Origin of the sequence: Thermococcus sp. (genome assembly GCF_026988555.1) — an archaeon.
In the GTDB taxonomy this organism is placed as follows: Archaea; Methanobacteriota_B; Thermococci; order Thermococcales; family Thermococcaceae; genus Thermococcus.
Window position 1 is genome coordinate 14,171 of the sequence record NZ_JALSLB010000062.1, and the last position, 15,473, is coordinate 29,643.

At 52.7% G+C, this 15,473-nt stretch carries 16 protein-coding genes; 2 read left to right on the forward strand and 14 right to left on the reverse strand.

What is annotated here, in order from left to right:
- Window positions 1–5 precede the first annotated feature (5 nt).
- From amrS to MVK60_RS10065, 7 genes are read right to left on the reverse strand one after another with little or no spacing between them, the layout of a single operon-like run.
- On the reverse strand, window positions 6–1,052 hold the full coding sequence (gene amrS, locus MVK60_RS10035) for an AmmeMemoRadiSam system radical SAM enzyme (protein WP_297438996.1): 1,047 nt from the start codon (window positions 1,050–1,052) through the stop codon (window positions 6–8).
- A 33-nt stretch (window positions 1,053–1,085) separates the two neighbouring features.
- On the reverse strand, window positions 1,086–1,799 hold the full coding sequence (locus MVK60_RS10040; RefSeq protein WP_297438998.1) for a polysaccharide deacetylase family protein: 714 nt from the start codon (window positions 1,797–1,799) through the stop codon (window positions 1,086–1,088).
- The gene (locus tag MVK60_RS10045; protein ID WP_297439000.1) at window positions 1,771–2,937 is read right to left on the reverse strand and encodes a glycosyltransferase family 4 protein; all 1,167 of its coding nucleotides are present in this window, start codon (window positions 2,935–2,937) and stop codon (window positions 1,771–1,773) included. Before MVK60_RS10045 ends, MVK60_RS10040 begins: the two co-directional genes overlap by 29 nt.
- Window positions 2,913–3,791, reverse strand: coding sequence for a flippase-like domain-containing protein (locus tag MVK60_RS10050; RefSeq protein WP_297439002.1), 879 nt, complete (start codon window positions 3,789–3,791; stop codon window positions 2,913–2,915). The genes MVK60_RS10045 and MVK60_RS10050 overlap by 25 nt, the downstream gene beginning before the upstream one ends.
- Before the next feature lie 57 nt (window positions 3,792–3,848).
- Entirely contained in the window at window positions 3,849–4,769 is a 921-nt protein-coding gene (locus MVK60_RS10055; protein WP_297439004.1) for a thiamine-phosphate kinase, read from the reverse strand.
- On the reverse strand, window positions 4,756–6,036 hold the full coding sequence (locus MVK60_RS10060) for a TIGR00375 family protein (RefSeq protein ID WP_297439006.1): 1,281 nt from the start codon (window positions 6,034–6,036) through the stop codon (window positions 4,756–4,758). The genes MVK60_RS10055 and MVK60_RS10060 overlap by 14 nt, the downstream gene beginning before the upstream one ends.
- Before the next feature lie 9 nt (window positions 6,037–6,045).
- On the reverse strand, window positions 6,046–7,764 hold the full coding sequence (locus tag MVK60_RS10065; RefSeq protein WP_297439008.1) for a chloride channel protein: 1,719 nt from the start codon (window positions 7,762–7,764) through the stop codon (window positions 6,046–6,048).
- 89 nt (window positions 7,765–7,853) lie between these two features.
- On the opposite strand from MVK60_RS10065, the gene MVK60_RS10070 reads away from it, so the two are divergent.
- The gene (locus MVK60_RS10070; protein ID WP_297439126.1) at window positions 7,854–8,324 is read left to right on the forward strand and encodes a hypothetical protein; all 471 of its coding nucleotides are present in this window, start codon (window positions 7,854–7,856) and stop codon (window positions 8,322–8,324) included.
- Window positions 8,325–8,342: 18 nt separating this feature from the next.
- Here the strand turns inward: MVK60_RS10070 and MVK60_RS10075 are convergent, their stop codons facing one another.
- Window positions 8,343–9,659 (reverse strand): cation:proton antiporter, encoded by a 1,317-nt coding sequence (locus MVK60_RS10075; protein ID WP_297439010.1) that lies wholly within the window; start codon window positions 9,657–9,659, stop codon window positions 8,343–8,345.
- Window positions 9,617–10,141, reverse strand: coding sequence for a CBS domain-containing protein (locus tag MVK60_RS10080; protein ID WP_297439127.1), 525 nt, complete (start codon window positions 10,139–10,141; stop codon window positions 9,617–9,619). The genes MVK60_RS10075 and MVK60_RS10080 overlap by 43 nt, the downstream gene beginning before the upstream one ends.
- Before the next feature lie 174 nt (window positions 10,142–10,315).
- On the opposite strand from MVK60_RS10080, the gene MVK60_RS10085 reads away from it, so the two are divergent.
- Window positions 10,316–11,647: a sodium:proton antiporter gene (locus MVK60_RS10085; RefSeq protein ID WP_297439012.1), complete on the forward strand. Its 1,332-nt coding sequence runs from the start codon at window positions 10,316–10,318 to the stop codon at window positions 11,645–11,647.
- 29 nt (window positions 11,648–11,676) lie between these two features.
- On the opposite strand, the gene speB is transcribed toward MVK60_RS10085, so the two are convergent.
- From speB to MVK60_RS10110, 5 genes are all read right to left on the reverse strand, one after another.
- Complete coding sequence (speB, locus tag MVK60_RS10090) at window positions 11,677–12,540, reverse strand: agmatinase (protein ID WP_297439013.1); 864 nt, start codon at window positions 12,538–12,540, stop codon at window positions 11,677–11,679.
- A gap of 55 nt (window positions 12,541–12,595) precedes the next feature.
- A complete protein-coding gene (locus tag MVK60_RS10095; protein ID WP_297439015.1) occupies window positions 12,596–13,045 on the reverse strand; it encodes a universal stress protein in 450 nt (149 codons plus the stop codon).
- A 10-nt stretch (window positions 13,046–13,055) separates the two neighbouring features.
- The gene (locus MVK60_RS10100) at window positions 13,056–14,339 is read right to left on the reverse strand and encodes an ArsB/NhaD family transporter (protein ID WP_297439017.1); all 1,284 of its coding nucleotides are present in this window, start codon (window positions 14,337–14,339) and stop codon (window positions 13,056–13,058) included.
- A gap of 14 nt (window positions 14,340–14,353) precedes the next feature.
- Entirely contained in the window at window positions 14,354–14,899 is a 546-nt protein-coding gene (locus tag MVK60_RS10105; RefSeq protein WP_297439019.1) for a universal stress protein, read from the reverse strand.
- A gap of 102 nt (window positions 14,900–15,001) precedes the next feature.
- Complete coding sequence (locus tag MVK60_RS10110; RefSeq protein WP_297439021.1) at window positions 15,002–15,412, reverse strand: translation initiation factor IF-5A; 411 nt, start codon at window positions 15,410–15,412, stop codon at window positions 15,002–15,004.
- Between the last annotated feature and the right edge of the window lie 61 nt (window positions 15,413–15,473).

The window sequence follows — 15,473 nt, forward strand, 5'->3', positions numbered from 1 at the left end:
CAATTTCACCACCATATCCAGTTATACTGCTTTTTGGTGTACATTCCAACCACGGGGACCGGTTCTCCACAGTATTCACACTTTCCATCCTTCACCCGGTACTCAACGACCTCAAATCCCCTACGAACTATTAAAGGTTTCCCACACTTTGGACAATACGTGTTCTCCCCCGGATGCCCCGGCACGTTTCCAACGTAGACGAACTTTAGGCCCTCCTCTCTGGCGATCCGGTAGGCCATCTCCACGCTTTCGATTGATGTGGGGGGAAGGCTCGTCAGCTGGTAGTTGGGGAAAAAACGGGAGAAATGAACGGGGGTATCCTCTCCAAGCGCTTCAAAGACCCAGCGGGCGAAGCTTCTTATCTCTTCCGGTTCATCGTTGAGGGTTGGGATTATGAGGTACGTCAGTTCTACATGTATTCCGAATTCGTTTTTGGCTATCTCCGCCGTCCTCCTGCTGGGTTTCCCGCTTGGAACGCCCGCTATCTTCATGTAGAACCTGTCATCAAACGCCTTAATGTCGATGTTCATGGCGTCCAGGTAGGGTGCCAGCTCTCTGAGGGGCTCTTCGTTTATATACCCGTTGGTTATCATGAGGTTGTACAACCCTTTCTCTCTGGCCAGCTTTGCGGTTTCCAGTATAAACTCATACCATATTACAGGTTCGTTGTACGTGTACGCGATGCTCTCGCAGCCGGATCGTTTTGCAATGGCCACCACCGCCTCAGGAGTCGCGTCGTGGAGGTGGGGGAAGTTCTCATCCGTTTGACTTATCTCCCAGTTCTGGCAGTGCTTGCAGTGCATGTTGCATCCAACTGTTGACACGGATAACGCGCATGACCCGGGCCAGAAATGGAACAGGGGCTTTTTCTCCACTGGGTCGGCGGCCAGGGATGATACCTTACCGTAGTTAAGAGCGTACAGCCTTCCGTTTATATTTTTTCTCACTCTGCATGAACCGCGTTTTCCCTCGTTGATCATGCAGTTCAGGGGACACAGTTTGCACCTCACCTTCCCGTCCCCAAGCGGTTCCCAGTACATGGCCTCCCTCATTCAGACCACCGAAAGAATATCACCTTTGGGGGTTTAAGGTTTGGGGTTGATTGACAAGAGCTCCCGCAGGGTTACGAACTTGGCACCGGAGTTCATTTGATAGTCTATGAGTCTTCCCAGTTTTTCAAGGGCACCCTCACCCGTGCCAAACCAGCAGTCGGGTCTAAGTCGTTTTGGCATCTCAACGAACTCCCAGGGGTGGAAGATGTAAACGATCGGGCTTTCAAATTTTCCGTGGAACCTCTCCTGTAACCTCCAGGGAAGACGGGTGACTATTGATGTGGTCGTTGCCGGCACCTCCAGGACCCCATTTATCCACGTCACACCGTTCTTCCACCCTTTGTGGCGGGCTTTTGTCGAGTCGACTTCAAAACCCAGCTCGTGGAGTATGGGATAGTAACCGTCCGGAAATTGAAAGTTTGGTGCCCTGAATGAGACCACGTTCCCAAAGTGCTCCAGTATTACCTTTGCCTCCTTCAACCTCCTCTTCACTTCCTGGGCATCCATCCTGTCGAACCTCTCGTGCTCAAGTCCGTGGCATCCAAGTTCATGCTTCTTGCCCGCCCTTCTGGCGAGTTCTGGGAATTCCCCAGCCATCCTGCCGGTGAATAAGAAGGTTCCCTTGACTCCCTTCTCCTCAAGCAGGTCCATGACCCTGGGAAGACCCTCCTTCATGCCCACTCTGGTGTGGGCGAAGGGAGGACAGTCGTGTTCAACATCAAAAGTCAGGGCCACCAATTTTGTCATCGTTGGACACCCCGTTAAGTACTTCTACGTAAGCTGACTCGATCTTCTTTGCTATTATCCTCCAGTCGTAGAGCTTCTCCACGCGCCGCCTTCCCAGCTTTCCAAGTTTGCCGGCCAGATTCTGGTTGTTCAGGAGGAGGTTTACGGCATCCGCCAGCTCATCGGCGTTGCCTGGTGTGACCACTATACCGCAACCGTCGATTATCTCAGGTATGCCTCCAGCGCTGGTTCCTACAACGGGTACCCCGCTGGCCATCGCCTCCAGAAGGACTATTCCAAAGGCCTCGCTGAGACTGGGGAGTACGAAGACGTCGCTGGCCCCGTACAGTCCGGGGAGCCGGGAGTATTCAACGTGTCCCATGAACCTGATCTTATCCAGTATCCCAAGGTGTCTCGCCTTTTCCCTCAGTAAGGGAAGGGTACTTCCGTTACCTACGATAACAAGGTTCCCGTCTATGTTTCTCATCGCTGATATGAGGACTCCGATACCTTTCCTTGGTTCTATCCTCCCCACGTACAGGATCAGTGGGCCCTCAATACCCAGTTCGTTCTTTAGAGATTCCCTGTCCCAGTCGTTCCTAAACCTCTCAAGACTTATACCGTTGTAGATTATGTCAACGGGGACGTCCGTGAACTTTTTTATGAACTCCTTTGATGCCTTGCTGACGGCGATTATCCTGTGGGGGTTTTTGAGGTAGTACTTAAAATACGGGAACGCCCCCTTTGCGAGCATCTTCAGTGTCTTGGAGTTCTCAAAGTTTACGCTGTGCGTCGTTAGAAGCGCCCCCTTCCCGGCCTTCCTGGCGGAGGAGACCGCCTTTAACGCGAGCGGTGTGAACGCATGTTGGCCGTGCACAACATCGTATTTCTCAAGTATTGGCCGCAGATTGTGTGCGTTTCTAGCGAACACCGTCATGTTTATCCCGACGCCTTCCATAACGTGGCCCGGAACCTTCACCAGTCCAACGCCTTCCCCCTTGAGCTCGTCCTCCTTCCCGGTCTTCAAGTCGTTCGTTATTATATCAACCTCATGTCCCCTTCTGCTGAGGTGAATCGCAAGGTCGTGCATGTGAACTGCAACGCCACCGACCTTGGGGTAGTACCAGTCCGACACTAACGCGATCTTAAGGCTCTCCATACTTCCCTTCCTCCGGATGTGAGGAGCACTATTATCCCTGGTACACTGCCGAGCACATAGGAGATAAACCTTTCGAGTACAACCACCGAGACGGCTATTGTGGGGGAGAGTCCCACATACGTAAAGGCACCCACAAGGCCCCCCTCAACAACTCCGATTCCACCCGGTGTAAAGGCCGCAATCCCAAGGATCAGGTTGACGACTGAGATGAACACGATGACTATGAGGGATATGTGAAGACCAAACGCAAGGGTTATGAGTTTCAACCGAGCAACGTCGAGAATCCATACCGCCGAGCTCATAGCTATTCCTATGAGGTTGACACTGTGGGCGTTTCTGAGGGCCAGTATGCGCTCTCTGTCACCCTCTGACACCTTGACCCTGAAAATCCTCAGGGTGATCTCTATGAACCTCTCCCATTTTACCCATATGAACACCACGGTGATTCCGAGTATCAACCCCAAAAGGGCCTGGGTTGACGTGAAGTAGAGTATGCCAATGGCCGTCATAAACATTACCGGAACAGACTCAAGGATCCTCTCGTAGAGTACCGTAACGGCGGAGATGCCCATCGGAACGTTGCTTCTCTTCGAGACCCACAGCATCCTCAGAAACTCCCCACCGCCCCTGCTCATAGGGGTTACGTTGTTCATGAACAGCCCTGCGAGGTTGGCCTGAAACAGTTCGCCAAGAGGTACCTCCATCCCCACCCCGCGCAGTATGTACTTCCATCGAACCGAGAACAGGAAAACGCTTACGTAGTAGGTTGCCAGGGCTATGGCGAAATATTCCGGATCGGCACCTTTAATCCCCTGAATCCCCCGTGTTATTATCATACCTATACCACTGAACATACGGAGGATGTTATCAGTTCGCAGTTATAAACATTGCTGCTGGTGATGTGTACGTGGTTATACCGTATGGTTCCATCCCCTGGCAGGCATGGGGGTTCCATCAAGGTAAACTCCTCTGCCCGCCCCGGCTTTGCCTATCACATTGAACTCAAACCCTACATCGTCTTTTCTATCCGGTGGAATCGTAAAGAGCAGTTCAAACTCCTCCCCGCTTGAGATGGCCAGTTCGACCGGGTCCCTTCCAAGGGCTTCGGCTACTTCAAATACCTCCTCGTATATCGGGAGCGCTCCCGAGTGAACGTCTATTCTTACCCCGCTCATTTTGGAGAGGATATTGAGTTCCTTTGAGAGGCCGTCGCTTATATCTATCGCAGCGTTTGCGACATCCTTTAGGACCATGCCTTCGCGAACTCTCGCAGTTGGTTCAAGGAACTTCTGGTAGAGTACTTTTCTTGTTCTTGGAGATACGTTGAGCTTCTCCTTCCACACCAGTAAACCTGAGAGGGAGCGGCCTATATCCCCAGTAACACATACTAGGTCGCCAGGTTTAACGTTTGAGCGGGTTAATAGCCTGTTAGTGGTCCCCAGGGCTATTCCATCGATTATCAAGTCTGCCGCTTCGTTCGTGTCTGCGCTTAAAACCGGAACTCCATAAAACTCAAGCCCCCTACCCAGTCCCCGTGCAATGCCGTCGAGGTAGTCCACTTCGATGCCTTTCGGGAGCCCTATGGAGAACAGAAAACCTAAAGGCCGTGCTCCCATCGCCGCCACATCGCTCACGTTCATCGTCACCGCTTTAAAACCCACCTGCTCAGGGGTCATGACATCCGGGACGTCGGTTTCTCTCACGAGCATGTCGTTGGTGACCACGAGCCATTCATCGCCGAACCTCACGGCCCCGGCATCGTCACCCAGCGGGAGGTCTCCACTCCTCCCCAGGTACTTGAGGAAGATGGAGATGATCTCAGATTCGTGCATCGTTGGAACCTCCGAAGAACTCCGTGATACTCATCTGCTTTGGCCTTCTGCCATCGTTATCACCCGTTTCAACCTCAACATTCTCAAGTTCGTCCACCCCCGCGTTTTTGATCTCCTCCGGGAGCTTTATCTCACCGTACTTTCCTCCCCCTCCCGGGATGACGACGAGCTTTCCTGTGCGGTACGCCCAAACTGCCTTTGCAACATCCTCATGAACCCTGGCTAGCTCTTCAACAGGGACATCAACAAGAACCCTTATCTCGCTCCTGAACTCCCTCAAAAAGCGCTCCCAGATGACCCTTACCGCCTTTGTCTCGACTCCTTTCCCCACCACCATTGCGATTATCTCCGCCAGGGGAGCCAGGTGGAGGTAGGGTGGCCTGTCATTTGGCCTCTCACCGGTATCGGCCAGCTCCAGAATTCTGTCTCTCACGCCCTTCTTTATTCTCCCCCCGCACCTCGGGCACTTCCAGTGGAATGCCTTTGCTTCCCCCAGCGAGTACTGGGCATAGCAGCGGGAGCACGCCGTCATATGGTACTTTCCGAGCCGGGGATCAAGACCCGCGTTAAGCACGACCCTCTTTCCCCCCCGTCGGAGTATGGCTTTTCTGACCTCCTCAAAAGTTACCTCCCCTATATCAAAACGGTTGAACTCGCGTCCGAGACGATGTGGCATCGGTGAATGGGCGTCGGAGTTGCTGAGGTACGTAATGCTGTGATGGGCCTTTATTCGGTCGGCCATTTCGCTGTCGGCGGAGAGTCCAAGCTCCAGGAAATGGACTTTGGCACCCTGATACGCTTCATTCAGGCTGTTGTGTTCCTTATACAGGCTCGTCCAAGGAGTGAATGCGTGGGCTGGTCCGATCAAAACCCCTAGGTCATTCGAAAGGTCCGCTATCTCGGCAGCGGAGAGGGTCAGATGTGGTCGTCCCTCTGTTTCGATGTTTGAGGAGTACCGTTTGAGGGCTCCACGTATCTCATGAACAGTCTCCAAGTTCGGAAATATCAGAACGTGGTGAACCCTCCTTGAGTCTTCCACCTCAGCCGTCAGCAGGAACCGTATGCCCCCCCTTTCATAGGTTCCTTCATCGATTTTTTTTGTGTATTTAAGCAACTCCCCTTCCCATTTCGGGTTCAGTATATCTCCCGTACCGACCATCTTGAGTCCCTTGAACAGCGCGTTTTGGGCGAGGTTGGGTACAGTCATGGCCTTTGAGACGGCTTTAGAGTAGTGTGAGTGGATGTGGAGGTCAGCGTCAACGAGCATGGTATCACCTCATTCTATGTACATGGCCTCAAGTCCGCGGTAGTACGCCTTGTATATGTCTCTTTTGGTCACGACGCCAACGAGTTTACTGCTCTCCCTGGACTCCAGGACCGGAAGAAGGTTCTGATCGTAAGCCATGAGCTTTTCAAAGGCATCTGCGGCCGTTTCACTGGGATACGTGACCCCGTAGTCTCCATGGACGAACCTTTTCACCGGCAACCTCTTCAGGGAAGTCGGCCGCTTTATGAAGTCCTTAACCCCCACGACCCCTCCCACCTCGAGGTCCCGGTTCACGACCGGAAAGCAATCGTGCCCGGTCTTGGCAACGAGGTGTTCAACGTCCAGCAGACTCTGATCCTCGTAAACGTAAACCGGTTCCTTCGTCATTATCTCGCCCACCGGGATGGTTTCGAGTATAACGGGCTTTCCGGTTCTTATGGTGTAACCCTTGTGGGTGAGTTTTAGTGTGTATATGGAGTCCCCCTTCAGAAAGAACCTTGAGGTCAGAAAACCCATCGTCGCTGAGGTCATTATCGCCGGGAGAACGGCGTAGCTGCGTGTCAACTCGGTTACCATCAGTATCTGGGTTACCGGGGCCTGTGTTATTCCGCTGAAGAATGCCGCCATTCCCGCCAGAGCGTAGACCGTAGGGTTGGCCCCCAGTGTGGGGAAGATGGCTTTGACGACCATCCCGAAGGCCGCCCCGAACATGGTCCCTATGTACAGACTTGGAGCAAATATGCCTCCGCTGTGGCCGGAACCGAGCGTGAGGGCCGTTGCTAGCATCTTGGCAATGCCCAGGACTACCAGAAGCCCCAAGCTGAGTTTCCCATAGAACGCCATGTTCATGCCCCCGTAGCCAACTCCGAAGATTCCGTAAAGGGGGAGGAGGGTCCCTATTATGCCGACCCCGATCCCTCCGGTTATCGGTTTGATAAACTCTGGAACCTTCCAGCTGGAGAACGAATCCGTTAGGTAGTATATGAAGCGTGCATAGAACGCCGCGAGGATACCTAAAAGGAGTCCCATCACAAAAAATATGGGGAGTTCAAAAGCCGTGTGTCCAAGACCCCCAGGTATCTCGACTTCGAAGGCTCTCTGGAGGATTGCGAGGGTCACGGCGTTGCCGGTGACGGAGGCAATGAATATGGGCACGAGGTTTATCGAGAACGTCCCCATGTAGACAACTTCAAGTGCGAACATCGCCCCCGCTAGGGGGGTGTTGAAGGTTCCAGCGATGCCCGTGGCCAGTCCACAGGTTGTCAGGAGCTTTTTCATATCCCTTGAGAGGTGAGCACGGCCCGCCAAGAACGAAGTTAGGGAAGCCCCTATGAACCCTATCGGCCCTTCACGTCCAACGCTTCCCCCCGAGCCTATCGTTATTGATGTCGCCAGTATCTTGATCGTGGCGAACTTCCCGCTTATGTTTCCGCTCTTGAATATAATCGCTTCCACAACCTCGGGAATGCCGTTTCCTTTTATCTTGGGGTACTTAACGACAAGAACCGCGACGCCTATACCCCCAATCGCCGGGAGAAGGATGTAGCCAAGATTGAAGCCATCAACGTGAAAACTTATCCTTGGAAGGAGCCACACGAAGAATATCTCGTGGGTTGCTTTTATCAGGAGCCTGAAGATGACCGCACCTAACCCGCCGACTATCCCTGCGGTTATTGAAAAGGCTATTACCTCCCCCCACTTCAGGACATAGGAGTTTCTCCCGACCACAAATGTATATTTGGGCGGTTATGATACAAAGCCTTTTTGCTCGTCAGGTTTTTATACTGAGGTACGAGAACTCAGAAACGGTGAACACTATGAAAGTCGAAGGTTTTCTGGCTTCCCTCAGGAATGCTGAGACGATCAGTGGCTTGTTTGGGGCACTCAAGAGGAGTGGGACCCCTGTAAAGGAACTCGATGCTCAGAGGTTCCTGATAATCATCGAAGGCGATTTTGAGGGACGGAGGTTTTGGACCGAGATCAACGGGGAGAGGGCGAACCATGCCCTCGGAGATGCGATGCTTAATTCATCAAGCTTCCCATTCAGATGCAGAAGGGCCTACACCGGCGGAAACGCGATTTTTGTGAAGTTCGAAGACGTAGAAACGGATAAATTCTTGGTCTCGTACCGCAGTGAAGACGAAGGTGTTTTTTACATCGTCGAAGAGGGTAGAGCCCGGGAGATAACGGAGGGAGAGCATGACAAGCTCAAAGGCGAGATGCCGGAGTTCAAGATAAGATCCATGAGCGAGGAGCAGATGGCGGGGATGGGTGCGTTCTTTGGTTAATAATTAAAAGATGAGGGTTTATCTGCTTCCCTTGAGCTCTTTTATCCTTTCCTTGGTTTCCTGGATCTTTCCCACCTTCTCCGCAGCTTTTGCATCTTTGGCCTCCTGTATCTCCTTCGCGAAGGCCCACTTCAGGAGGGGCGGGGTTATGAGGACGGAGACCGTGATGAATATCAGCGTTGCGGCTATGAACTTTGGCGCGTCGCTTGGTGGGATGGCTTTCCCCTGTATCGCGACCATCAGGTCAACGAGGGCGACTTCGGTTCTTGGAATGGAGCCTATTCCCATCTGGAGGGACATCCACGCGTTCTCTCTGGTGGTAAGGAACTCCCTTCCACGGCCCCATGCTGTGATCCAGGCACCGAAGCCCCTTCCAAGTATCTTCCCTATAACGGCTATCACGCTCATGACGGCTGCAAGAACCAGTGCGTTGGCGTTCTCAAAGACCTTCATGTCGAGCATGGCACCGGTGTGGACGAAGAAGAATGGCACCAGGAGACCGTAGCCTATTGCCCTGGCGTCCTCCATGAGGCGCTTTCCTTCCGGAAGTTTGGAGAGGATGAGACCCATCATGAAGGCACCCTCGATGGCGGCCGCGAACCATCCCTCGGCCAAGGACGCGAAGATGAACATCATACCCACTGCCATCCCGAGGATGCCCTTCTCAACGTGGAGCCTCTCCGCGAATTTGATGTAGTAGTCCACGAGGTACCAGCCTATGACACCAGTTATTATGAAGAACGCGACTATCTTCACCGTGAGGTTCAACAGGCTACCACTGCCCACGGCGAAGATTACGAGTGCTATACCGAGGAAATCGTCCATCACGCTCGCACTGAGGGACGCTGCGCCAACCTCACTCCTCAGCACGCCTAGGTCCATCATAACCCTAACCGTGAGCCCGATGCTGGTGGCTGTGAGCAGAACGCCTCCGGCGAAGGCCTCCCTGCTGGGGTATCCCATTGCCATGAGGGCGTACCAGGCCAGTATGAGTGGAGTGAAGACACCCAGAACCGTTGACACGGTTGCCGTTACGCCGGTCTTCTTGAGCTGATCTATGTCCGTGTCCAGGGCACCGAGGAAGAGCAGGAATATTATACCCAGCTTTGCGAGGAAGTCCGCTATCTCCGTTGCGCTCGTTGTGAATCCGCTTCCGCTGACTATTGGAAGGTACTGTGGGGCCACTATACCGAAATAAACAAGGTTACCCAGTATCATGCCCATTATAAGCTCCCCCAGGACCCCGGGGAGTTCGAAGCGCTCTATTATGCTGTCACCTATCTTGGCCAGTATCAGGGCAACTCCGATTGTGAAGAGGATCCAAGTGACTTCCATGTTGCACCACCTACCCTCAGTAATCTTAGGAACTCATCAATCAGTATGCGAAGGCTTATCTCCCCGACGAGGACATCACCTTCAACGACGGCCAGAACCTGGCTTCTGTATCTGCGCATCTTTATCAGTGCATCCAGAACCGTTGCGGTATCCTCTATCGCAAGAACCTCCCTCTCAGCGACGTCCCCTGCTTTTTCGGCGCCGCCGAGGAGGGAACGCAATGTCCTGCTGGTCATGCCAAGTTTGAACTTATGGGCGTCAGGGGGCAGGAATATGTCCATGACGTCCAGGTAGTGGATCACCCCTACAAGCTCCATGCTCTTCTTGTCCTTAACCACCCATACGTGGTGTCTGGTTCTGAGGATCTTGAGCACGCTCATGATGTCCGTGTCCTCTGTGACGACTGGCATGCTCTCCGGTTTTGGTATTAAGCCGGCAAGCTTAAGCGAGTGAAACTTCTCAAGGGCAGACTCAAGTTCCATGGTTACCACCCTTTGCTATTTTCTTGTTGGGTATTTAAGAGTTAGCGGTTTTTTTAGAACATCGAAGGAACTCTTATACCATTGTACCACTTTGGCAGATTTTTGACAAGCCCCTAAGGTTTAAATACTGCTTTTGACCTCCAGGGGTATAGAGGATCGGCGGGAGGGAGTTCAATGACGCCCATAGAGACCCTGACTAGGATACTAGTCGCGGTGGTTGGCATTGGCATAGCTTCAATGCTCATTGGCAGGAAGTTTAAAGTCTCTTACGTGCCCCTCTTCATCGTGTTCGGGATAATATTCGGGCCGGTGGCTCTTGTAATCCCAAGAGAAACTGCACACGAGCTCTTTGACTATGTAAGGGTCTTTGGCCTTGTGATGATACTCTTCACCGAGGGCCACAACCTGAGCATAAAGCTCCTGAAACGGAACTTCTCGACTATAATCACTCTGGATACCCTTGGGCTTGTATTAACCGCTCTCCTCTCTGCGTGGTTTTTTTCCTGGATATTTCATGCCCCGTTCCTTGTGGGGCTCCTCTTCGGTGCCATAATAAGCGCTACGGACCCGGCGACTTTAATCCCTCTATTCAGGCAGCACAGGGTAAGGCAGGATATTGAAACGACGATAGTGACTGAATCCATCTTCAATGATCCCCTCGGCATCGTTCTTACTGCCGTGGCGATTTCAATGATAGTGCCGGAGGCCAGTGGCGGCCTTTTTGCGGCCCTGAGTTCCCAAGTTGGTGTTTATGGTGGGGCCGTTGTGTACTTCTTCTACGAGGTTCTGATCTCGGTGCTGGTTGGAATTGCTATCGGACTGTTTGGGTACTGGTTTATAAAAAGGGCGGAGATTTTTGAGTTTCCAGAGATAGAACTGTTCTCACTTCTTCTGGCGTTCACGAGTTTCTTCTTGGGGGAGCAGCTTCAGGCTTCTGGTTATCTCGCGGCGACGGTGGCCGGGATAGTCCTCGGAAACTACAAACTGATCGGGCATTGGAGGCGGATAGACATCATGGACGAGGTTTTGACAGCCATTGAACGGGAGGTTGAATTCAACGAGAGCCTTGCGGCCATAGCGACGGTTTTCATATTCATCCTCCTCGGGGCGAGCCTCAACCTCTCTCTCTTCGGTAAGAACCTAGTTGGTGGCATTCTGGTGGCGTTTTTCATAATGGTCGTAGCCCGTCCACTGGCGGCGGTGTTCCTACTAAAATGGTGGAGTCCCAAGGAGTACCTTTTCATATCACTTGAAGGTCCAAGGGGGATAGTTCCCTCAGCCCTTGCCGCACTGCCCCTCTCCCTTGCCACAAGGTACCCCAATGCAACGTTGACCGTGTACTGGGGTGATGTGATACTGGCCGTTACCGTTCTGACGGTGCTGGTATCCGTGATAATGGAGACGCTCTGGCTTCCTTTGCTCCGTTCAAAGCTCCTCAAGGGCGAAACGCTGGAGGACAGGATACGAAGGTACGAGGAGGTGAAGGACAATATAAAAACCCCCTGAGTACGAGCCCCCCTTTAATTTCGAGGGAGTCACCTCCTGCCTCCTGTCACCCCTATAAAATAGAAGAGCAATTTTGCGGCTGTTAGCGCAGTGGGGTCTCCCAGCTCAGTCCCACCTACCTCCATTATATCGAAACCTGCTATACGCTTGCTGTGTGCGAGCCACTCTATTGCCGCCACAACGTCCCAGAAGCCCAATCCGCCGGCCTCGGGTGTTCCGGTACTCGGAACCATTGAGACATCGAAGGCATCTATGTCTATGGAGAGGTATATAGGTTCCGGAAGGGCCTCCACGAGCTCTATAAATGCATCCAGGCTGTAATCCCTCGCATGAACCCATTTTATCCCATGATCCTCCGCGTACTGGACCTCCTCTCTGGTGCCGCTTCTGATTCCGAACATCGCCTCCCTGATTCCGAGCTCGCTTATCCTCCTCGCCACGCAGGCGTGGTTGTAGTGATTGTCCTCGTAATGGTCGCGCAGGTCTAGGTGGGCATCAAAGACAACGTAGCTTGCAGGCTTGAGCGCTTCAACCGCACCGAGGGTTTGGGAGTGTTCTCCACCAAGAAGCACAGGGAGTGCGTTGGGGTTGCTCTTTAGGATATCTTCAACGGTCTCTCTAACCCTATTCGCCGTTCTCCTGGGGTCACCGGCTACGACCGCTACGTCCCCGATGTCGGCGAGTGGCAGGTCCGCAACATCTATATCATAATCTAGAATATAACTCTCGAGGTTCAGTGTTGCCTGCCGTATCAGTGTTGGCCCGAATCGTGCTCCCGCCTTGTACGAGGTGGTGCCGTCAAAGGGAACTCCAATGAGGACGAACCTTGCGTTTTCCGGTTCAGTTAAGGGAAACTCCAGTTTGAGCGTCTCGTAAGTGTACAAGAAGTCCATGGTCTTACCCCCAGAGTGGCTGAGGTGCAGGGTTTTAAAGTTTAAGGGTGGGCCTTCACTTCACTATCATGACCGGGGGCTCAATATTCCCAACAACGTCCTCAAGCAGGGAACCTATCCTAGTCTTCCCGCTCTTTCCGTATGCCCCCATCACGACCAGTGAGTACCTCCCGCTGTTCGCCTCTTCGAGTATCTTATCCTTGGCTGACCCCTCGATTATCTTGAAGGAGCAGTTCACCCCCTCCCTGTGTCCCAGTTCTAGGAGGGTTGTTATAACCTCTTTTATACTCCGCTTGGTGTCTTTCCATGCCGTTTCCTCAAAGCGCTGGATGTCATCGATGCTTTCACTTCTTATGCTTAGATGAAACGCTATTGCACGAACCTCTTTTCTATCCAGAACCGAGAACAGAATCACTTTGGCGTTCTTCCTTTTGGCCACTGAAAAAGCGTGAAGGGCCGCTTTTTGACTCCATTTTGAGCCATCGACGAGGACCAGTATCTTCACCTCTACCACCTCAGAGACCAACGTACCTCAACCATATAAGTGCACTCCCCAAGCCAACAGTGGCCACCATTATGACCATTCCTACCTTCAGAAAGTCCCCAAAGGTTATCTTTATCCCCTCCCTGTACGCCATACCAACCACAACCACGTTGGCACTTGCACCTATAGCAGTTCCGTTTCCGCCCAAGCATGCTCCCAGTGAGAGGGCCCACCATAGGGGGTAGGTGCTCATGCTGTTTCCCATGGCCTTGATAAGGGGTATCATGGTGGCGGTGAAGGGTATGTTGTCAACTATAGCGCTGGAGAACGCGGAAAACCATGAGATCAGGAGGATTGCCTGTCCCTCCGTGTGCACGTACCCCAGCATCCAGTCCGCCAGCTGGTCTATCGCCCCGGTCTCGACGAGTGAACCCACTATTATGAACAGCCCCCCAAAGAAGAACAGCGTTGCCCATTCAACCTTTTCCAGGGCGTACTCCGGCGATGCCCCACTCCACAGCAGGAGTATGGATGCTCCTGTCAGCGCTATTACCGCAGGCTGGAGCCCCAGTTTGTCATGGAAGAAGAACGCCACTATTATGGCCGCTATCATGACAATCGATTTCCTGAAAAGCATCCTGTCTTTGATAGCGTCCTCTTCGTTGAGGGACATGATGCTGAGTGTTATCACCTCCGATCTGTTGCTGTGGGCGTTCATAGCGCTTCTGTAGGCCAGGTAGATTATCCCCACCGTCACGAAGAGGTCTAGGAACGCTATGGGTGCCATGTTGAGGATAAAATCGTTGAAACTCAGCCCAGCGGCAGACCCTATCATGATGTTTGGTGGGTCCCCGATGAGCGTCGCGGTTCCACCGATGTTCGAGGCGAAGACCTCCGCGAGCAGGAACGGAACCGGATTGACGTCCATCTGTCGGGTTATGTAGATTAGCATTGGGGTCAAAAGGAGGACGGTGGTAACGTTGTCCAAAAATGCACTCACCAGCGCTGTGATAACTGAGAACAGAAGGAGAACTTTCATGGGGTCTCCCTTTGAGAGTTTTGCGGTCTTGATAGCGATGTACTCGAAGAGCCCGCTGTCCTTTGCTATGTTTACCACAGTCATCATACCCGCCAGCAGGAGTATCGTACCCAGATCCAGGTACTTTGGGATCTTATCCCACGGTACGATGTTTAGAACCATGATCACTGAGGCACCCACCATTGCTGCAACGGTTCTGTGTATCTTCTCGCTCATAATCAGGGCGTAAACCCCACTGAACACCGAAAGGGCGATGATCTCTCCAGTTGATATCATAACTGGGCCCCCCGTCAATACAGCACTACAGGCCTCCCGACGTACTGAACGATTCTAAAGACCACGGGGCTCACTGTGTGGGTCTTTGCCGTTTCAGAGCCGTAGTGCTTTGATATTATGAGCATGTCGTACTCACCGGCAATGCTCTCAACGTACTCGCTTTTGTCCCCGAACACGGTGTCCTCCGCCCAGATAATACCGAGTTCTCGGATCCTGTCCCTCATTCTGGAGAGTATCTCTCTGGCCCTGCGTTCTTCTTTCTCCCTGAACTTTTTGGCGTCCTCTTCCCCGAGTGTGTCCTTTATCAATCGGCACACGTTCTCGTCTATCATGTACACCAGCTGGAGCCGCGCGTTGGGGTACGCGGAGATCGTCTCGTAAACCTCGTCCGGGACGGTGGTGGTGTACCTGTCCAGTGGGATCAGTATCGACTTGATGTCGGGAATCACCATCTCCTCTTCGGTCAGAAAGAACTCCTCGTACGCTTTCAGTATCTCCTCGTACCTGCTGCCCGCGATATTCTGGAACTTACGCGTTATCAGGTCCGTGAATTTGACCATAGCACCCCCCGCCCAGATGATGCCCAGAAGAGCTTAAATACGTTATGTTCAATGCATGAAGGGACACATGTGTTAACTGACGGGCTAAAAGGAAAAGGGAACTCACTCCCCCTTAAGCTTCATGATCTTTATCCTTCCCAGGGTCTCCCAGTACTCAACGTTTATGCCCTCCCTAAGCTGATCCTTGATTGAGTCATCAACACCGCTATCGCGGGGCACGTCGTAGAGCTCGTAGGTCTCCATGTCCATTAACTGGACGGTGTCGGGGGTGAGGGCTATTACTTGGGCGGTTCTTTTGTCTATTATCGGAACCTCAACCTCGGCGCTGGTCGGCTTGACCATGCCCCTTACCTTCCCATCGAATATCCCCACGGCTTCAATCCTGGCTTTAGCTGAGCCGTGTTTACCCGGTGAGGAAACGGTTATGTTGCCTATTCTGCAGGGTTCACCGTCTATAAGGATGTACCTCCCAGGCTTGAGCTTGCTCACCTGAACCTTGGTCTTATCTCCCATTTCTCAGACCTCCGTAAGCGTTCTAAATGGGTTTGGGGGGGGGCTTTAAAAAATTTTTGAA